This window comes from Pseudomonas sp. B19125 (assembly GCF_044218855.1).
GTDB lineage: Bacteria > Pseudomonadota > Gammaproteobacteria > Pseudomonadales > Pseudomonadaceae > Aquipseudomonas > Aquipseudomonas edaphica.
Window position 1 is genome coordinate 2,469,496 of the sequence record NZ_CP162589.1, and the last position, 19,849, is coordinate 2,489,344.

A 19,849-nucleotide genomic window follows, 5' to 3' on the forward strand; every position below is an offset into this window, starting at 1 on the left:
ATCTTGAAATGGAGCTGCCCATGTTCGAATCCGCCGAAATCGGTCACGCCATCGATAAAGACACGTACGACGCCGAAGTGCCGGCCCTGCGTGAAGCCTTGCTGGAAGTACAGTACGAACTGCAACAGCAGAAGCGCTTCCCGGTGATCATCCTGATCAATGGCATCGAGGGCGCGGGCAAGGGCGAAACCGTCAAGCTGCTCAATGAATGGATGGACCCACGGCTGATCGAAGTGCGCACCTTTGACCAGCAGACTGACGAAGAACTGGCGCGCCCACCGGCGTGGCGCTATTGGCGTCAGCTGCCGGCCAAGGGGCGCATGGGCATCTTTTTCGGCAACTGGTACAGCCAGATGCTGCAAAGCCGCGTGCATGGCCAGATCAAGGACGCGCGCCTGGACCAGGCCATCGCCGGTGCCGAGCGTCTGGAAAAGATGCTCTGTGATGAAGGCGCGCTGATCTTCAAGTTCTGGTTCCACCTGTCCAAGAAACAGATGAAGGCACGCCTCAAGGCGCTGGCCGACGACCCGCTGCACAGCTGGCGCATCAGCCCGCTGGACTGGCAGCAATCCGAAACCTACGACAAGTTTGTGCATTTCGGCGAGCGCATCCTGCGCCGTACCAGCCGTGACTACGCGCCGTGGCATGTGATCGAAGGCGTGGATGCGAATTACCGCAGCCTCACGGTGGGCAAGATCCTGCTCGAAAGCCTGCAAAACGCCTTGAAGCTGCCCAAGGGCAAGGCCAGCGGCATGAACCCGGCGCCTTTGATTGCCTCCGTGGACAAGAAGGGCCTGCTCGACAGCCTCGATTTGACCCAGCGCCTGGAAAAAGATGATTACGAAGAGCAACTGATTACCGAGCAGGCGCGCTTCTCTGGCTTGATGCGCGACAAGCGCATGCGCAAGCACGCATTGATCACCGTGTTTGAAGGCAACGATGCGGCGGGCAAGGGCGGCGCGATCCGCCGCGTGGCGGCAGCGCTGGACCCGCGCCAGTACCATATCGTGCCGATTGCCGCGCCGAGTGAAGACGAGCGCGCCCAGCCGTATCTATGGCGCTTTTGGCAGAAGATTCCGGCTCGCGGCATGTTCACCGTGTTCGACCGCTCGTGGTATGGCCGCGTATTGGTGGAACGCATCGAAGGCTTCTGCACCCCGACGGACTGGATGCGTGCCTATGGCGAGATCAATGACTTCGAGGAGCAACTGCGCGATGCGGGGGTGATCGTGGTCAAGTTCTGGCTGGCGATCGACAAAGATACACAGTTGGAGCGCTTCCAGGCCCGTGAGGAAATTCCCTTCAAACGCTTCAAAATCACCGAAGACGACTGGCGCAACCGCGACAAGTGGGATGACTACCGGGCGGCGGTGGGTGACATGGTCGACCGCACCAGCACCGAAGTGTCGCCCTGGACCCTGGTGGAAGCCAACGACAAACGCTGGGCGCGGGTCAAGGTGCTGCGCACCATCAACCGCGCGCTGGAAGAAGCGTTCGACAAGACCGACAAGCACGATAAGAAGAAAAAGAAATAAAGCTGGCGGCACCTCCTGTGGTGAGGCTCCCGTGGTGAGCGACGCTTCTGTGGCGAGCAGGCTTGCCCTGCGTTGGGCTGCGCAGCAGCCCCCGACCCAGGCAGCGCGTTCTCTCAGGCAGACCTCATTGACAGGTTTTGGGGCCGCTGCGCAGCCCAGCGCGAGCAAGCTCGCTCGCCACAGTTTGCGTCGCCTTCAAGTCCTGTGGTGAACAGAGGCTTCTGTGGCGAGCAGGCTTGCCCTGCGTTGGGCTGCGCAGCAGCCCCCGACCCAGGCAGCGCGTTCTCTCAGGCAGACCTCATTGGCAGGTTTTGGGGCCGCTGCGCAGCCCAGTGCAGGGCAAGCCTGCTCGCCACAGAAGCCTCGTTCAGGCGGTCATGCTTTTGTATATGCCAGGTGAATGATCGTCGCGGTTGGGCAGGCCGGCCTCTATGCTCGGTCCATCTCCCAACCACAAGATCGAGGTAGCCCATGCGTGAAGTAGTGATCGTCGACAGCGTGCGAACCGGCCTGGCCAAGTCCTTTCGTGGCAAGTTCAACCAGACACGCCCGGATGACATGGCGGCCCATTGCGTCAACGCGCTGCTGGCGCGTAATGGCGTCGACCCGGCGACGGTCGAGGATTGCATCGTCGGCGCCGGCTCCAACGAAGGTGCCCAGGGCTACAACATCGGGCGCAACGTGGCGGTGCTCTCGCAACTGGGCACCGGGACGGCGGGCATGACCCTCAACCGGTTCTGTTCCTCGGGCTTGCAGGCGATTGCGATTGCGGCCAACCAGATCGCCTCGGGTTGCAGCGATATCATCGTTGCCGGTGGTGTCGAGTCCATCAGCCTGACCATGAAAAGTGTCAACACCGATAACCTGATCAACCCGCTGCTCAAAGAGCAGGTGCCGGGCATCTACTTCCCCATGGGCCAGACTGCCGAGATCGTCGCGCGCCGCTATAACGTCAGCCGCGAAGAACAGGACCTGTACGCCCTGCAAAGCCAGCAACGTACCGCCCAGGCCCAGGCCGACGGCTTGTTCAACGATGAAATCGTGCCGATGGCCGTCAAGTACAAGGTCGAAGACAAAAACACCGGCGAGGTGCAGGTGCTCGATGGCGTGGTCGACCGTGACGACTGCAACCGCCCGGACACCACACTGGCCAGCCTCAATGGCCTCAAGCCGGTGTTTGCCGAAGACGGTTCGGTGACGGCGGGCAACTCTTCGCAGTTGTCCGATGGCGCTTCGATGACCTTGGTGATGAGCCTGGAAAAAGCCCTGCAATTGGGACTCAAGCCCAAGGCGTTTTTCCGTGGCTTTACCGTGGCCGGTTGCGAGCCGGACGAGATGGGCATCGGCCCGGTGTTCTCGGTACCCAAATTGCTCAAGGCCAAGGGTTTGCAGGTGGCGGATATCGACCTGTGGGAGCTTAACGAAGCGTTTGCCTCGCAGTGCCTCTATGCTCGCAATCGCCTGGAAATCGACAATGGCAAATACAACGTCAACGGTGGCTCGATCTCCATTGGCCACCCGTTCGGCATGACCGGGTCGCGGCAGGTCGGGCACCTGGTGCGTGAGTTGCAGCGACGTAACCTGCGCTACGGCATCGTCACTATGTGCGTGGGCGGTGGCATGGGCGCTACCGGATTGTTTGAGGCGGTGCGTTAGTCAATCGACAGCTCACACCTATCCATACAAAAGGGGGAGCGTGCTCCCCCTTTGCGCATTCGCTGTTTGGTAATAATCAGGTACTTCTCTGCTTGTTTGATTAGTTGCTCAAAGGCCGTAAATACGGTTATTTTTTAATGCGCGTAATCCCCATCTTACAGAGACGGTCTAATTTGAATTGTTCTCATTAATCTGCATGTAGTCCTTTTCCTTCAGCCAGTTTTAAAGTTTTGGCAAATAGCCATGTTTTTCCTGCGCGCTTTGGCGTACTGCGGCTACTTGGTTTGCGGAAACAGACGGCTTACTTGCTCAAGTGTGAAGTGGAGAATTGCCCGGCGTTGAGCTGATTCCTGGATTGCAATACAACAAGTTGGAAAAACTCAGGAATCATCGGCTTAACAGCACGGGTTATAACCGCTCGTTTAATCAGCCCTGCACCGACCTGTGGCCGGGCTTCTTTAATGACACTTGTTAATAAGTGGGAATCTGTAGATGAATACCAAAATGAAAGCTGCGCTGTTGTCTATCGGTCTGTTGGCCGGCTCGATCTCTGTTGCGCAGGCAGCGGATGGGACCGTCACGTTTCTGGGGTCGGTGCATTCGGGTGCTTGCTCCATCAAGCCTGACTCTGTGGATCAGACCGTTCGCCTGGGGGCGATTGCCAAACACCAACTGGAATCGGGCGGCAAGTCTGAAGCGCGCCGCGTGCTGATTGAACTGGAAGGCTGCGACCTGTCCGGCCTGACCGATAACACCGTGACCACGACCTTCACCGGCGCACCGTCGAGCGTGGTTCCAGGTGCGATCGGTACGGTCGGCGGCGCTGGCGGCGTGGGCATCATGATGACCCACGGTGGCGCACCTGTTGAGCTGGGTGTTCCTACCACCCCGCAAGTCATCTCCACCGGCAACAACACCCTGGAGTTCGGCGCTTATGTGCAAGGTGCCGCCACGGACCCGATCATTCCTGGCGATTTCAGCGCAGTAACCAACTTTACCTTGGCTTATCAGTAAGTTTTTCCCCCCGCCACCACGTGTGGCGGGGGGACGCTGACGGGAGATCCAGGTGAAAACATTCCTACGTTTGGCTATCGCCTCTTCATTGACGACGTTGATCTGCCCTTACGCTCTGGCCCAGGACGCTTCGCAGGGTGAAGGCGTCGTCCTGTTGGGCGGAGAAGTCGTGGACTCAGCCTGCGGGCTGGAGCTGAGCAGTATCGATCAAACCATCGAAATGCCGTCGGAGCCAGTTGGCCGGCTGTTGCGCAACACGCGGGGAGAAGATCACCCGTTTCAGTTGCGTTTGGTCAACTGCTCACTGACACGTCCGGACCCGTCGCGCCCAGGGGCAACCCTGCCTGACTGGGAGCACATGCGGGTGACGTTTGATGGGCCGACCGACCGGGCTGGGCTTTCCTTTGCTGTGTTCGGTGGCTCCCAGGGGGTTGCCCTGCACATTGTGGACGCGGCCGGCGAAGAGAGTATTCCCGGGCAGCGAATGTCGCCTACGCCACTGTCGGAGGGCGATATGACACTTAACTACAGGTTTTATCTGGTTGGCAATGGACTGCCACTGGTAGTGGGCGCCCACAGTGCCGCAGTGCGGTTCAAGTTGGAATACTTTTGAACATTGATGGACAGGCTTTCATGTTGAATACAGCGAAGATCAAAAACACGCTGCGCCCGAGTCTGTTTGGCGGGCTGATGTCTCTGGCGGGAACTGCATTGGGTGCCGGCGATATCGAGTTTAATACCGACGTTCTTGACTTGATTGATCGCACCAACATTGACTTGTCTCAATTTGCGCGCAGCGGGTTTATTTTGCCCGGCACGTACTCGATGGTCGTGCACATCAACGGCCAGCCAATTGCCGAACAATCGGTGGCGTTCTATCACCCCGATAATGATCCCAAAGGCAGTCAGGCGTGTTTATCTCGCAGCCTGGTGGAGCAGTTGGGGCTAAAAGCGGCGGATGCCGACAAACTTGCCTGGTGGAAGGGCGGCGAATGCCTTGATGTTCAAAGCTTGCCAGGCACCGAGGTCAGTGGCGACCTGGCCACGTCCACGCTGAGCATCAATCTGCCCCAGGCCTACCTCGAATACAGTGCCATCAACTGGGACCCGCCCTCGCGGTGGGACGAAGGGGTGCCGGGGTTGTTGGTTGACTACAGTCTGACGGCGCAGTCCAACTACCAGCGCGGCGATGGTAACCGCAATAACCTCAGTGGCAACGGCACTGTTGGCGCCAATGCCGGCGCCTGGCGGTTGCGGGCCGATTGGCAGGGGCGCGTCGAGCGTGGCCGGCAGGAAGCGGCCGGGCCGCAAAAGCTGGAGTGGAGTCGCTACTACGCGTACCGCGCCATTCCTGCGCTGAAGGCACGTTTGGTGGTGGGCGAGAACTACCTGTATTCGGACCTGTTCGACAGTTTCCGCTTTACCGGTGCCGCGCTCAACTCGGATGAAAGCCAGTTACCGCCCAACCTGCGTGGGTATGCGCCGGAAGTGGTCGGGGTGGCCAAGACCAATGCCAAAGTCATCATCAGCCAACAGGGCCGCGTGCTTTACGAAACCCTGGTAGCGGCGGGGCCCTTTCGCATTCAAGACTTGCAGGATGCAGTGACGGGCAAGCTCGATGTGCGGGTGGAAGAACAGGACGGCTCGGTCCACAGCTTCCAGATGGATACAGCCGGGGTTCCTTACCTTACCCGCCCGGGGCAAGTGCGTTACAAGCTGGCATCCGGGCGCCCGTCCAACCTTCAGCATGGCGGCGACGGCGACTTTTTCGGCACCGGGGAGTTTTCCTGGGGCATCAGCAATGGCTGGTCGTTATTTGGCGGCGGCATGACCGATAACAACTATCGGGCGTTGTCCGTGGGGGCGGGGCGCGACTTGCTGGCGTTCGGCGCGGTCTCGCTGGATGTGACGCAGTCTCACGCCGAGGTGTGGAACGAGACGCTGTCGGGCAAATCCTACCGCCTTCAATACTCCAAGAACTTTGAGCAGTACGACAGCCAGGTGACCTTCGCCGGTTACCGGTTCTCCGAGAAAAACTTCTTGAGCATGAGTGAATACCTGGATGCCCGGTATTACGGGCTGAACGGTGAACTCGGCGGGCGTGGTGATTACCGTGACCCGAATGAGGGCTGGAAGCCGATTGGTGGCAGCAAGGCGCTGTACACGGTCACGGTCAACAAGCAGTTTCGTGACCTGGGCGCCACCGTCTACGCCAGCTACAACAAGCAAACCTACTGGGATAGGCCCGACACCCAGCGCTGGAACCTGTCGCTGTCGCGCTACTTCAACGTGGGCACGGTCAAGAACATGAGCCTGTCCCTGAACATGTACCGCACCCAGGAATACAACTACAAAGACAACGGCATGGCCGTCACGGTCAGCCTGCCGCTGGGGCGCACCGGCACACTGTCGATGGACGCCAACCGGGCCGCCGGCAAGAACAACTTTACGACGCGCTACAGCGATCGTCTCGATGAGCGCAACAGCTATCAGCTCAGTGCCAGCGATTCGTCCGCCAGTGGTTACTTGAGCCATATGGGCGACCAGGCCGATATCGACGTCAGCGCCAGCACGCAAGAGGGCGGCTACAGCAGCCTGGGTGTGTCGGCGCGTGGCGGTGGCACGGTCACGCAATATGGCGCGGCCTTGCACCGTACCACCAGTACCGGCGGCACGCGCCTGATGCTCGACACCGGCGGTGTACCCGACGTGCCGGTGCGCGGTTACGGCTCGCCGACCCGCAGCAATGCCTTCGGCAAAGCGGTGATTTCCGATATCAGCAGCTATCAGCGTACGGCAGCCAGCGTGGACCTGGAGCGCTTGCCGAGCACGGTCGAAGCTACTCAATCGGTCACGCAGTTGACGCTCACCGAAGGGGCGATTGGTTATCGCTCGCTGAGCGTGATTGCCGGTGAAAAAGCCATGGCGATTCTGCGCCTGCCGGATGGCAGTTCGCCGCCCTTTGGCGCCACGGTGAAGAACCTCAAGCAACAGGACACCGGCATCGTGAATGACGGCGGCAATGTCTACCTCAGCGGCCTGCAGGCCGGCGAGCAGATGGTCGTCAGTTGGGGCGGCAACGAGCAATGCATCCTCACGCTCCCCACCGTTCTGCCCGTCGATGGCTTGACGCACGCCCTGCAGCTGCGCTGCCAGAGAGTTGCCGCTGCCCCATCCCTGCCCGAGCCAGCCACGCTGACCGGGGAGCTTACCGACACGGAGAACACAGCCTCATGAAGCTTGATATGCGCCTCACCTTCCCAGCGTTCGCGCTGCTGGCCCTAGGCTTGAGCCAGGGCGCCAGCGCCGCGGTTGGCCTGGATCGTACCCGGGTGATTTTCGATGGCGGCAAAGATGCCACCAGCGTGAACATCACCAACAACAATACTCAGCTGCCGTACCTGGCCCAGGGTTGGATCGAGGATGAAACCGGTAAAAAAATCAACTCACCCTTGATCGTGCTGCCGCCGGTGCAGCGCCTGGAACCCGGCAAACAAAGCCAGGTGAAAGTCCAGGCGCTGCCGGCCGCCAAGTCGTTGCCGCAGGACCGCGAGACGGTCTATTACTTCAACTTGCGAGAAATCCCGCCGCGCAGTGATAAATCCAACACCCTGCAAATTGCCCTGCAAACCCGCATCAAGTTGTTCTACCGCCCGGATGCGATTGCGCCGAGCCAGCAAGACCTGTCCAACCCCTGGCAGCAGAAACTGACCCTGACCCGCGAAGGCGACCACTACCGGGTCCATAACCCGACGCCGTACTACGTGACCCTGGTGGATGCACGTGCCAGCAAAGACGGCAAAACCGTGCCGGGCTTTGCGCCGGTGATGGTTCCCCCCAAGGACGCGCTGACCCTGGGCCCCAGTGCCAAGGCACTGGGTACGTCACCTTATCTGGCCTATGTGAATGATTACGGCGGCCGTCCACTCCTGGCGTTCACCTGCAATGGCAATACGTGCCAGGTCAACGCGCAGGCCTCAGCGCCGAAATGAGTAATGCTGCTGGAGAACATCATGAAGTCGCAAAGTGTGAAGGTCTTGGGCTGCCTGTTATGGGTCTTGGCGATGGGCGCGCACGCCGCCGACGATGACGAAGATATCGAAGGGATGAGTGGAATGTTGAATGTCCTCGGGGCCATGAATGAGTCGCCTTGCAGTCTGGATATGACCTCATTGCACCAGACGGTGGACCTGGACGCGGTGTCGACCAGCCATTTGCAACGGCCTGGTGATCAGGCGCCCGCCAAGGCTTTTCAACTGCGTTTTACCGACTGTATGCGCACCGCCGGTCGCGTGCGTAACGAACGCACGGGCAACCTGACATGGAGTGCTTACCAACCTGTGTTGTCGGTGGCGTTTGTCGCGCCGGCCGACGCCGATGATCCACGGTTGGTCAAAGTCCAGGGCATCACCGGGATGGGCCTGCAATTGACCGATCCCCTTGGTCGGGATGTACAGCTGGGCTCAAAGGGCGAACCGTTGATTCTGCCCGTGGGCCGCAATACCCAGACCTGGAATGTTCGGCCTACGCGCACCTCGGCGCCGTTGAGCAGTGGGGCTTTCAGGGCCGTGGTGGAATTCAGGCTCAACTATGAGTAAGGGCAGAGCGATGGCTAACTCAATCGGCCCGTGGGCCATTCTTATCGGTGGCGGTTTACTGTGGCCTGTCAGCCAATGCGTGCAGGCCGACACCAGCCTGACCATCCGCGCGGTCATCATCGCGCCGCCGCCTTGCGTGATTAACAGTGGCGCAACCCTGGATGTGCCGTTCGGCAATGACCTGCAGACGTCACGGGTAGACGGGGTTAATTACCGTCGTGACGTGCCCTATACCGTCACCTGTAATTCGCCGTTCAGCAACGCCCTGACCCTGGAACTCAAAGGCACCGGCGCCGGGTTTGACAGCCGCGTGCTGTCGACTCGCAAGGCCGACCTTGGGGTCAAGCTGTTCGTGAATGGCGCTGACTGGCCGTTGAATACGGCCGTGAATTTCACCTATCCCAACTTCCCGGCGGTACAGGCGGTGCCCGTCAAACGCGTGGGCAGCACGCTGAGCGGCGGGGCATTTGATGCTGTGGCAACCCTGGTGGTCGATTACCAATGACGAGGAATGCTCAATGACATTTTGGCAGCAACGCGTGTTGCTTACCTTGTGTTCCATCGGCCTTTGCAGTGGTGCGTCGGCCAACCTGACGTTCAGCGGCACGCTGAATGAGCCGCCGCCCTGCACGATCGACAGCGGCAACACCATTGAGGTGGATTTTGGCGATGTGGGGGTAAAACGCGTCGATGGTGTGAAATACCGCCGGGGTGTCGGTTATGCCATCAACTGTGGCACCGACACGCTGCCGTGGGAGCTCAAATTGAGCGTCAACGGCACAGCCACCTCGTTTGACGGTGCAGCGGTACAGACCAGTGTGCCGGCACTGGGTATTCGGATTTTCCAGAATAACCTGCCACTTCCACTTAATACGCCACTGGACATCACCCTGTCGTCACCGCCGACATTGGAGGTGGTGCCCGTGCAGCAGCCAGGCGCCATTTTGACGCCCGCGCGGTTTACGGCGGTGGCCACGTTGTTGGCCGAATACCAGTAGGAGTTGAGTCGATGCGAGACCAAATTGTGCAAAAAGGCGGGTTGGCGTTATTGCTCACCGTCGGCCTGATCCCCCTGGGGCACGGCGCGGACAACCTGATGTTCAAGGGCAACCTGGTGGAAGAGGCCTGCACCATCCGCCCTGGCGATGAGGCCATCACGCTGGAGCTCTGGGACGTCACCAGCAAGCACCTTTATATCAACACGCGAACCGTGGGCAAGCGGTTCCAACTGCACTTGGAAGAGTGTGACACCACCATTGGCAACACCGTGACCATCACCTTCGGCGGTGCCGAAAATGGCGAACTTCCAGGCTTGCTCGCGCTGGACGGTGGCAGTGGTGCCTCGGGGATTGGCGTTGGTATTGAGACGCTGAGCGACAAGCCGTTGCCCTTGAATACCGTCAGCGATGAGCAGGTGCTGAGCGATGGTAGCAATGTGATCGAACTCAAGGCCTATGTGCAGGGCGAGCCGACGGCGATAAGAGATCAAACCATTGGGCACGGTGCGTACACGGTGACCTCTACTTTTACGTTGGACTATCCGTAGCGGCTACGTCCTCTTCACGACGTGAGCCGAGTGCCCGGCGGGCGACATTCGGGTAGATAAAAGCCGCGAGAGATTAAAAAATGAAACAGCGCTATGGAGCCATTGTGCTTCTTGTACTGATGGGAATGACTACGGCTGCGAGTGCAACTGATTGTCGTGTGAACGGCGGGGCTTGGATATTTGTAGGTGCGGGTGGGACTTTAAACCTGCAAGTTCCCGTCACAGTTCAACTGAGCGCAGACAGAACTCGTATCATGCTCGAAGGGGCAAGGTTAGAGTGCCGGTTCTCGGGTTTTGGCGGTAGCCAGCCTTGGTATACGGACTACTGGGCTACGTCCGCAAGAGTGGGGCCGGCCTGGGTGCCAGGCCCGAAGTTCACCAGCCAAGGCACCGGCTTACGCATCAACGGCAGCTATCAAAATACCCCGGTCCCGAATGGTATCCGAACGACGACCATGCCTAACAACGGCATCGGCGTGCCGGTCGATGTCACACCTTATATTTTGGTGCGTAACAATCCGACCAATCCTATCGACGTTCGATTAGGAGACGTCCTCGGAAGGTTAAACCTGGACCAGACAAATAACTATAACTCCGGCAGCTCAACGCTCGCGCTCACGTACACGGCCGCCAACAACTTCTCCATCTCCCCATCCACCTGCACCATCAACAATAACAATCCGATCGAGATCAACTTCGGTACCGTCCATCAGCGGGCAATCGGCACCGACCCGTTGACCTCTTCCGTCGTCAGCAACCGCAGGCTCACTTACTCATGCCCGGACGGCGGCATTACCACGCCCATCACCATCACCTACAAAGGCACCCGCTCGGCCTTCGATGCACGGCTGTTGATGATGAGTAACCCGGATGTGGGCACGGCCATGGTGCATGCCGGTACTGCGGTGCCGGTGAACGGCTCGTTCCTGACCCGTATCACTAACAGTGTGGGAGCAGACGATGTGACCTTTTCGCTGGTGCGGCGCAATGGCTCCTTGCCGACCGCAGGCGCCATAAGCGGCAGTGGTGTGCTCGTAATGGGTGTGCCATAAGGCCCAAGCTCGCCGGCAGCCAACCCTACTAACCCCAACACTCTAACGGGCGGCGCGAACAGGGGGCTGAATATTCCTCGGACGGCGCCTGGGTAGAAAAATCACGAGAAGTCAAAATGAAATCACTTTATGGCGCGCTGGCGCTTCTCGCCCTGGCGGGTTTTACCACAACCGCGCACGCCGTCGATTGCCGTGTTAACGGCGGGGCTTGGCAGAATGGCAACCCCAACCTGCAGGTGCCGGTGACGGTCACCCTGGCTGCAGATCGCACGAGGCTCATGCTCGAAGGTGCAAGGCTGGAGTGTCGGTTTACCTATAGCGGAGGCCCCGCTTGGCATACGGACTTTTGGGTCAGTGGAAGCGCCGCAGGTACGGCCTGGACTCCCGGACCAAAATTTGCCGGCGAAGGCACCGGTTTACGCATCAACGGCGCTTTTCGAAACACGCCGGTGCCGTCCGGCATAGGGATTGCGAACATCCCCAACAACGGAGTGTTTTACCCGATCAATGTCACCCCCTACATTTTGCTGCGTAATTATCCGTCCAACCCGTTCGATGTTCGTATCGGTGACAACCTCGGCCTGTTGCGCCTGACCAGCTCGAACAATTACGACGGCACCCGGCCACAGCTCACGGTGACCTACACGGCGGCCAACAACTTCACCGTCTCGCCCTCCACCTGCACCATCAACAATAACAACCCGATCGAGATCAACTTCGGCGACGTCCACCAACGCGCCATAGGTTCCGACCCGTTGACATCCTCCGTCGTCAGTAACCGCAGGCTGACCTACTCGTGCCCCGACGGTGGGATCAACACACCGATCACCATTACCTACAAAGGCACCCGTTCCGCGTTCGACCCGCGCCTGCTGATCATGAGCAATCCCGATGTGGGCACGGCGTTGTTGCGCGGCGGTGCTGCAGTGTCTGTCAACGGCTCATTCCTCACCCGCATCACCAACAGTGTGGGCGGCGATGATGTGACGTTTTCGCTGGTGCGGCGCAATGGTTCACTGCCGACGCCTGGCGCCATCAGCGGCAGTGGTGTGTTGGTGATGGGGGTGCCCTGACCCCCAAATGATCGATACCCAAAGCACAACGCCTCGCCCTAGAATGCCAGCTCCTCCACCTCTGGCATTTTGGGGCGCTCATGCACATCTCTTCCGGTCGCTGGGTCTATGGTTTTGGCCTGACCCTGCTGACTGCGTTTCTCTGGGGCATTCTGCCGATCAAACTCAAGCAAGTGTTGCAGGTGATGGACCCGATCACCGTCACCTGGTTTCGCCTGGTGGTGGCCGGCAGTTGCCTGTTTATCTACCTGGCGCTGAGCAAACGCTTGCCCAGTCGCAAGGTGCTTGGTCCCAGGGGCGGCTGGCTGGTGGCGATGGCCGTGTGTGGTTTGGTGGGCAACTACGTGTTGTACCTGGTGGGCCTGAAAATGCTCAGCCCCGGCACCGCGCAATTGGTGGTGCAGATGGGGCCGATTTTTTTGATGATCGCCAGTGTGTTCGTGTTCAAGGAGCGTTTCAGCCTGGGGCAGGGCATGGGGCTGGTGGTGCTGATCTTGGGCTTTGGTCTGTTCTTCAACCAGCGCCTGGCTGAGCTGCTGACCTCCATGGGCACCTACACGGCGGGCGTGTTGACGATCCTGCTGGCTACCACCATCTGGGTGTTCTATGCCCTGGGCCAGAAGCAATTGCTGACGGTGTGGAATTCGCTGCAGGTGATGATGGTGATCTACTTGTCGTGCGCCCTGTTGCTCACGCCATGGGCACATCCGCTGGAGGCGTTGCAATTGAGTCCGCTGCAAGGCTGGTTGCTGCTTGCGTGCTGCATGAACACACTGGTGGCCTATGGTGCGTTTGCCGAAGCACTGGCGCATTGGGAGGCCTCGCGCGTCAGTGCGACTCTGGCGCTGACGCCGTTGGTGACCTTTGTGGCGGTGGCGGTGGCGGCGTGGCTGTGGCCGGACTATGTGCAGGCAGAAGAGATCAATGCCGTGGGCTATATAGGGGCATTGGTGGTGATGCTGGGTTCAGCGACGGTAGCACTGGCGCCGTCGCTGCTCGCCGGGCTCAAGGCCCGGCGGGTGCGTATGGCATCTTAATACCTTATTAAGGACGAACACTCTCACTGTGGCGAGCAGGCTTGCCCTGCGTTGGGCTGCACAGCAGCCCCAGCCAGCTTTAACTGACTCACCGAGTCGCCAGTTCTCTCAGTGGCCGGCTTCCAGCATGTTCTCCGGGCGCACCCACTGATCGAACTCTTCATCAGTCAGATAACCCAGGTCCAGCGCCGCCTGGCGTAGCGTCAAGCCTTCGGCGTACGCCTTCTTGGCAATCTGCGCCGACTTGTCGTAGCCGATATGCGGGTTGAGCGCCGTGACCAGCATCAAGCCGCGCTCCAGGTGCTCGGCCATTTGCTCGGCATCCGGCTCAAGGCCTGCGATGCAGTGCTCCTGGAAGTTGTTGCAGCCGTCGGCCAGCAGGCGGATCGATTCGAGCAGGTTGTGGATGATCACCGGCTTGTACACGTTCAGCTGCAAGTGCCCTTGACTGGCGGCGATGCCGATGGTCACGTCATTGCCCAGCACTTGGCAGGCCAGCATCGACAGCGCTTCGCACTGGGTGGGGTTGACCTTGCCGGGCATGATCGAGCTGCCCGGCTCATTGGCTGGCAGCTTGACCTCGGCCAGGCCTGCGCGTGGGCCGGAACCCAGCAGGCGCAGGTCGTTGGCGAGCTTCATCAGCGCCACCGCCAGGGTCTTCAGTGCGCCGTGCAGGGTGACCAGCGGTTCATGGCCGGAGAGGGCGGCGAACTTGTTGGGGGCGGTAACGAACGGCAAGCCGGACAAGGCCGCCAGCTCGGAGGCGATCGCCTCACCAAAGCCATGCGGCGAATTGAGCCCGGTGCCCACGGCGGTGCCGCCCTGGGCCAGCTCGCACACAGCGGGCAGGGCGCTACGGATGGCGCGCTCGGCGTAGTCGAGTTGGGCGATAAAGGCCGAGACTTCCTGGCCGAAGGTGATCGGCGTGGCATCCATCATATGGGTGCGGCCGGTTTTCACCAGTTTCATATGGCGTGCAGCCAGCTCGGCCAAACCGCCAGAAAGCGTGGCGATCGCCGGGAACAGGCGTTGATGAACCGCCTGCACCGCCGCAATGCTCATGGCCGTGGGAAAGCAGTCGTTGGAGCTTTGCGAGCGGTTCACATGGTCATTGGGATGCACCGGGCTTTTGCCGCCACGGGCCTTGCCCGACAGCTCGTTGGCGCGGCCGGCGATCACTTCATTGGCGTTCATATTGCTTTGGGTGCCGCTGCCGGTCTGCCATACCACCAGCGGGAACTGGTCGTCGTGCTGGCCATCGAGCACTTCATCGGCGGCCTGTTCGATCAGGCGGGCGATGTCGGCGGGCAAGTCGCCGTTGCGGTCGTTGACCCGTGCTGCGGCTTTCTTGATCAGGGCCAGCGCGTGCAACACCGCCAGCGGCATGCGTTGCTCGCCGATGGCGAAGTTCACCAGCGAGCGTTGGGTCTGGGCGCCCCAGTAAGCGTCATCCGGGACTTGGACGTCTCCCAGGCTGTCGGTTTCGATACGGCTCATCGGGCACACTCCTTCAGGTTCGTTTGCGCAGTTTAGGCTGTGATCCGTTGGTGGGGTTCCATAAAAGACTTTTCATCGAGGGTATTCCCATGCGGTTCAGGCCGCCTGTGATGGCGTCAACGGGTTGTCACTGATAAACCGCGGTGCTTGCATCGCAGCGGTGCGACGATTCGACAAGCCGGCTCGCATAGAAAGGCAGATCCCAGCCCCGTGCCCCCGCAAAACCAGGCTGAACAAGGCCTGGGGTTGAGCCGCAAGGTTTTTTAGGCGCAGAATGGTCGCCCTTGGGGTCTTACCTCGCCTGCTAGAAAGGAAACTCGATGACTCGTCTTCGTGCCATCTGTACCGCGGTTGCTCTGGTTTGCGCCAGCGGCCAGGTTTTTGCCGATACCGCCAGCCATAACGCCAGTGCCGAAGCCTTCCTGACCCTGGCCCACGCTGACAAGCTGGGTACCCCGGTGTACATGCAAGTGCAGCAAATGTTTGCCCAGCGTTTCGCCCAGACCAAGGCACCTGCCGCCAAGCAGTCCGTACTCGACAGCTACCAGGCCAAGGCCAATGCTGCGCTGGACCAGGCCATCGGCTGGCCGAAGCTGAAGCCGGACATGGTCAAGCTCTACACCACCAACTTCAGCGAATCCGAGCTCAAGGACCTGGTAGCCTTCTACCAGTCGCCACTGGGCAAGAAAGTCCTGGAAAAAATGCCGCAACTGACCCAGCAATCGGCCCAGATGACCCAGGCCAAGCTGGAAAGCGCGGTACCTGTGGTGAACAAGCTGCTCGAAGACATGACCAACGAGCTGACGCCTAAAGCCCCGGCCCCGGCCAAGAAGAAGTAAACAGGAATGACCATGCAACAGCGTATCGAATCGGCACTCGTCGCCCTGAGCCCGGAATACTTGAGCGTGCTGGATGAAAGCCATATGCACAGCCGTGGGTTGCAGACCCACTTCAAGGCCGTGCTGGTCAGCCAGCAGTTCGAGGGGCTCAACCGCGTCAAGCGCCATCAGAAGGTCTATGCCACCCTGGCTGACCTGATGAGCGAATTCCATGCGTTGGCGCTGCATACCTACACGCCTGACGAATGGGCGAAAATCGACGCAGCCCCGGCCTCGCCGACCTGCGCCGGCGGGCACTGACACTGTGGCGCATGGGCGTTATGTGGCGAGGGAGCTTGCTCCCGTTGGGCTGCGCAGCAGCCCTGATGCCCATCACTGCGATCTTTGTGAAAGGTCACAATCGCCTTATCGGGGCCGCGTCGCAGCCCAGCGGGAGCAAGCTCCCTCGCCACAGTAAAGAGGCGGCCCATAAACGTCGCCAATTTTGTTAGAATCCGCAACGCGCCGCTTAGCCGGCGCGTTTTTTTTTGCATCCGGTTCACCCCTTACGAGGGTAGCCACCTGGAGAGAACACCCATGACTCAACCGATTGTCGTGGCGGCACTGTATAAGTTCGTCACCCTCGAAGATTACGTCGCCCTGCGCGAGCCACTGTTGCAGGCAATGGTCGATAACGGCATCAAAGGCACCTTGCTGATCGCCGAAGAAGGCATCAACGGCACCGTTTCCGGCAGCCGTGAAGGCATTGATGGTCTTATGGCCTGGCTCAAGAACGACCCACGCATGGACGACATCGACCACAAAGAGTCGTACTGCGACGATCAGCCGTTCTACCGCACCAAGGTCAAGCTCAAGAAAGAGATCGTGACCCTGGGCGTCGAAGGCGTTGACCCGAACAAAAAGGTCGGCACCTACGTCGACCCGCAGGACTGGAACGCGTTGATCAGCGACCCTGAAGTGCTGTTGATCGACACGCGCAACGACTACGAAGTGTCGATCGGCACCTTTGAAGGCGCAATCGACCCGAAAACCACCAGTTTTCGCGAATTTCCTGACTATATCAAAGCCAACTTCGACCCGGCCAGGCACAAGAAAGTCGCGATGTTCTGCACCGGCGGCATTCGTTGCGAGAAGGCTTCCAGCTACATGCTCAGCGAAGGTTTCGACGAGGTTTACCACCTTAAAGGCGGGATTCTGAAGTACCTCGAAGAGGTGCCGCAGGCAGAAACCAAATGGCAGGGCGACTGCTTTGTGTTCGACAATCGCGTGACCGTGCGTCACGACCTGAGCGAAGGCGACTACGATCAATGTCATGCCTGTCGCACACCGGTCAGCGTAGAAGACCGCGCGTCCGAGCATTATGTGGCTGGCATCAGTTGCCCGCATTGCTGGGATAAGCTGCCGGAGAAGACCCGTCGCAGCGCCATCGACCGGCAAAAGCAGATCGAACTGGCCAAGGCCCGCAACATGCCGCACCCGATTGGCTTCAACTACAAGCAAACCCCTTCCGAGGCCTGACCCATGCCCGCGCGCCTGCTCTATGTGATGGACCCGATGTGTTCCTGGTGCTGGGGCTTTGCCCCGGTGGCGCAGGCGCTGGTTGAGCAGGCCCAGGCGGCCGGCGTGGATGTGCACCTGGTGGTGGGCGGTTTGCGCACCGGCAGCGGCGCGGCACTCGAGCCGACTACACGGCGCTATATCCTTGAGCACTGGCAGGCCGTTACCGACGCCACCGGCCAGCCGTTCAAGCGCGAAGGCGCGTTGCCCGACGGGTTTGTCTATGACACCGAGCCTGCGTGCCGCGCCATCGTCACCGCGCGCAGCCTGGCGCCGGATTGCGCCTGGACACTGCTGGGGCTGATCCAGCGTGCGTTTTATGTCGAGGGCCGCGATGTGACCCTTGCCAGCGTGCTGGTGGAACTGGCCGAGCAGGCGGGCATTCCGCGCATCGAGTTTGCCGGCGCCTTCGACCGCGCCGAGCAACATGCGGCGACGGCGGCTGACTTTACCTGGGTGCAGGACTTGGGCATCGCCGGTTTCCCGACGCTGCTGGCCGAGCGTAATGGCCAGCTGGCGTTGCTGACCAACGGTTATCAGCCGTTGTCCGAGCTGTCGCCCTTGCTCGCCCGATGGCTGGAGCGTGCCACCTGTGCAGGATGAGCCCAAACGCACCGACCGACTGACTTGGGCGGAAGTTCGCCGCCTGGCCCTGCGTCACAAGAAATCCCTGTGGATCGCCAATGGCTTTGCCGTGCTGGCGACCCTGTGCAGCGTGCCCATCCCTTTGCTGTTGCCGTTGCTGGTGGACGAAGTGCTGCTGGGCCACGGCGATGCTGCGCTCAAGGTGATGAACCACGCGTTGCCACTGGGTTGGCAGAAGGCAGCCGGTTATATCGGCCTGATGCTGTTGGTGACCTTATGCCTGCGCTGCGGTGCGCTGGTGTTTAACGTGGTGCAGGCGCGGCTGTTTGCGCGGCTGGCCAAGGACATTGTGTACCGCATCCGCGTGCGCCTGATCGAACGGCTCAAGCGGATTTCCCTGGGCGAATACGAAAGCCTGGGCAGTGGCACGGTGACCACGCATCTGGTCACCGACCTGGACACCCTGGACAAGTTTGTCGGCGAGACTCTCAGCCGCTTCCTGGTGGCCATGCTCACGCTGGTCGGTACCTCGGCGATTCTGGTGTGGATGCATTGGCAACTGGCACTGTTGATCCTGCTGTTCAACCCCTTGGTGATCTACGCTACGGTGCAGTTGGGCAAACGCGTCAAACACCTGAAGAAGCTCGAGAACGACAGCACTTCGCGCTTCACCCAGGCGCTGACCGAAACCCTCGACGCCATCCAGGAAGTGCGCGCCGGCAATCGCCAAGGCTTTTTCCTCGGGCGCCTGGGCCAGCGCGCCAAGGAAGTGCGCGACTACGCGATCCATTCGCAATGGAAAACCGATGCCTCCAGCCGCGCCAGTGGCTTGTTGTTCCAGTTCGGCATCGACATCTTCCGCGCGGCGGCGATGCTCACGGTGTTGTTTTCCGACCTGTCCATCGGCCAGATGCTCGCTGTGTTCAGCTACCTGTGGTTCATGATCGGCCCGGTGGAGCAACTGCTGAACCTGCAATATGCCTACTACGCGGCGGGTGGTGCGCTGACGCGTATCAACGAGCTGCTGGCACGGGCCGACGAGCCGCAATATGCCGGCGGCGAAGACCCGTTCACCGGGCGTGAGACCGTCGGCATCGAGGTGCGCGGCCTCAACTTCGGCTATGGCGAAGAGTTGGTACTCAACCAGTTGAACCTGGCTATCGCACCCGGCGAGAAGGTCGCGATTGTCGGCGCCAGCGGCGGCGGCAAAAGTACCCTGGTGCAACTGCTGTTGGGGCTCTATACCCCACAAGCCGGCAGTATCCGTTTCGGCGGTGCTACCCAGCAGGAAATCGGCCTGGCGACCATTCGCGAAAACGTCGCAGTGGTGCTGCAACACCCGGCGCTGTTCAACGACACCGTGCGCGCCAACTTGACCATGGGCCGCGCCCGCAGTGACCAAGCCTGTTGGCAGGCACTGGAAATCGCCCAGTTGGATGCTACCGTCAAGGCACTGCCCTTGGGCCTGGACAGTGTGGTGGGGCGCTCGGGGGTGCGTTTTTCCGGTGGGCAACGCCAACGCCTGGCGATTGCACGCATGGTGCTGGCCGAGCCCAAAGTGGTAATACTGGACGAGGCCACCTCGGCCCTGGACGCAGCCACCGAGTACAACCTGCACCAGGCGCTGGCGCGGTTTCTCAGTGGGCGTACTACACTGATCATCGCCCACAGGCTTTCTGCGGTGAAACAGGCCGACCGGGTACTGGTGTTTGATGGCGGGCATATCGCCGAAGATGGCGACCATCAGCAGTTGATTGCCGATGGAGGGTTATACGCCAAGCTCTACGGGCATCTGCAACAAGTGCGTTGATTTGGCTGAGCTATCGAGAGCGGATTCTCGCGTGCGTATCAAGCAGTGCA

The 19,849-nt window shown here is 60.3% G+C and carries 19 protein-coding genes; 18 read left to right on the top strand and 1 reads right to left on the bottom strand.

Annotation, left to right across the window (positions count from 1 at the left end; genetic code table 11):
- The first annotated feature begins 20 nt into the window (after positions 1 to 20).
- The 13 genes from pap (at position 21) to AB4P96_RS11360 (ending at position 13,511) form a co-directional block, all read left to right on the top strand.
- Entirely contained in the window at positions 21 to 1,535 is a 1,515-nt protein-coding gene (pap, locus tag AB4P96_RS11300) for a polyphosphate:AMP phosphotransferase (protein ID WP_017137812.1), read from the top strand.
- 471 nt (positions 1,536 to 2,006) lie between these two features.
- Complete coding sequence (locus tag AB4P96_RS11305; RefSeq protein ID WP_017137811.1) at positions 2,007 to 3,191, top strand: thiolase family protein; 1,185 nt, start codon at positions 2,007 to 2,009, stop codon at positions 3,189 to 3,191.
- A gap of 492 nt (positions 3,192 to 3,683) precedes the next feature.
- The gene (locus tag AB4P96_RS11310) at positions 3,684 to 4,205 is read left to right on the top strand and encodes a fimbrial protein (RefSeq protein WP_099548931.1); all 522 of its coding nucleotides are present in this window, start codon (positions 3,684 to 3,686) and stop codon (positions 4,203 to 4,205) included.
- A 52-nt stretch (positions 4,206 to 4,257) separates the two neighbouring features.
- Positions 4,258 to 4,818, top strand: coding sequence for a fimbrial protein (locus AB4P96_RS11315; RefSeq protein WP_017137809.1), 561 nt, complete (start codon positions 4,258 to 4,260; stop codon positions 4,816 to 4,818).
- A gap of 20 nt (positions 4,819 to 4,838) precedes the next feature.
- Complete coding sequence (locus AB4P96_RS11320; protein WP_395600770.1) at positions 4,839 to 7,442, top strand: outer membrane usher protein; 2,604 nt, start codon at positions 4,839 to 4,841, stop codon at positions 7,440 to 7,442.
- Positions 7,439 to 8,197, top strand: coding sequence for a fimbria/pilus periplasmic chaperone (locus AB4P96_RS11325; protein WP_099548932.1), 759 nt, complete (start codon positions 7,439 to 7,441; stop codon positions 8,195 to 8,197). Before AB4P96_RS11320 ends, AB4P96_RS11325 begins: the two co-directional genes overlap by 4 nt.
- A 21-nt stretch (positions 8,198 to 8,218) precedes the next feature.
- Positions 8,219 to 8,803 (top strand): fimbrial protein, encoded by a 585-nt coding sequence (locus AB4P96_RS11330; protein WP_026013763.1) that lies wholly within the window; start codon positions 8,219 to 8,221, stop codon positions 8,801 to 8,803.
- Between the two features lie 10 nt (positions 8,804 to 8,813).
- The gene (locus tag AB4P96_RS11335) at positions 8,814 to 9,308 is read left to right on the top strand and encodes a fimbrial protein (RefSeq protein WP_017137805.1); all 495 of its coding nucleotides are present in this window, start codon (positions 8,814 to 8,816) and stop codon (positions 9,306 to 9,308) included.
- A 13-nt stretch (positions 9,309 to 9,321) separates the two neighbouring features.
- Positions 9,322 to 9,801: a fimbrial protein gene (locus AB4P96_RS11340; RefSeq protein ID WP_395600771.1), complete on the top strand. Its 480-nt coding sequence runs from the start codon at positions 9,322 to 9,324 to the stop codon at positions 9,799 to 9,801.
- A gap of 11 nt (positions 9,802 to 9,812) precedes the next feature.
- Complete coding sequence (locus AB4P96_RS11345; protein ID WP_017137803.1) at positions 9,813 to 10,349, top strand: fimbrial protein; 537 nt, start codon at positions 9,813 to 9,815, stop codon at positions 10,347 to 10,349.
- A gap of 80 nt (positions 10,350 to 10,429) precedes the next feature.
- On the top strand, positions 10,430 to 11,401 hold the full coding sequence (locus AB4P96_RS11350; RefSeq protein ID WP_169984778.1) for a fimbrial protein: 972 nt from the start codon (positions 10,430 to 10,432) through the stop codon (positions 11,399 to 11,401).
- 116 nt (positions 11,402 to 11,517) lie between these two features.
- Positions 11,518 to 12,474: a fimbrial protein gene (locus AB4P96_RS11355; protein ID WP_017137801.1), complete on the top strand. Its 957-nt coding sequence runs from the start codon at positions 11,518 to 11,520 to the stop codon at positions 12,472 to 12,474.
- An 80-nt stretch (positions 12,475 to 12,554) separates the two neighbouring features.
- On the top strand, positions 12,555 to 13,511 hold the full coding sequence (locus tag AB4P96_RS11360) for a DMT family transporter (protein WP_169984776.1): 957 nt from the start codon (positions 12,555 to 12,557) through the stop codon (positions 13,509 to 13,511).
- Positions 13,512 to 13,619: 108 nt separating this feature from the next.
- Here the strand turns inward: AB4P96_RS11360 and AB4P96_RS11365 are convergent, their stop codons facing one another.
- Positions 13,620 to 15,008, bottom strand: coding sequence for a class II fumarate hydratase (locus AB4P96_RS11365; RefSeq protein WP_017137799.1), 1,389 nt, complete (start codon positions 15,006 to 15,008; stop codon positions 13,620 to 13,622).
- Between the two features lie 320 nt (positions 15,009 to 15,328).
- Between AB4P96_RS11365 and AB4P96_RS11370 the strand changes: the two genes are divergently transcribed.
- The 5 genes from AB4P96_RS11370 (at position 15,329) to AB4P96_RS11390 (ending at position 19,799) form a co-directional block, all read left to right on the top strand.
- On the top strand, positions 15,329 to 15,847 hold the full coding sequence (locus AB4P96_RS11370) for a DUF2059 domain-containing protein (RefSeq protein WP_017137798.1): 519 nt from the start codon (positions 15,329 to 15,331) through the stop codon (positions 15,845 to 15,847).
- 6 nt (positions 15,848 to 15,853) lie between these two features.
- Entirely contained in the window at positions 15,854 to 16,147 is a 294-nt protein-coding gene (locus tag AB4P96_RS11375) for a BolA family transcriptional regulator (protein WP_099548936.1), read from the top strand.
- Positions 16,148 to 16,423: 276 nt separating this feature from the next.
- The gene (locus AB4P96_RS11380) at positions 16,424 to 17,365 is read left to right on the top strand and encodes a rhodanese-related sulfurtransferase (protein ID WP_017137796.1); all 942 of its coding nucleotides are present in this window, start codon (positions 16,424 to 16,426) and stop codon (positions 17,363 to 17,365) included.
- A gap of 36 nt (positions 17,366 to 17,401) precedes the next feature.
- Positions 17,402 to 18,007 (top strand): DsbA family protein, encoded by a 606-nt coding sequence (locus tag AB4P96_RS11385; protein WP_177034541.1) that lies wholly within the window; start codon positions 17,402 to 17,404, stop codon positions 18,005 to 18,007.
- Positions 17,997 to 19,799 (top strand): ABC transporter ATP-binding protein, encoded by a 1,803-nt coding sequence (locus tag AB4P96_RS11390; protein ID WP_395600772.1) that lies wholly within the window; start codon positions 17,997 to 17,999, stop codon positions 19,797 to 19,799. Before AB4P96_RS11385 ends, AB4P96_RS11390 begins: the two co-directional genes overlap by 11 nt.
- Positions 19,800 to 19,849: the final 50 nt, after the last annotated feature.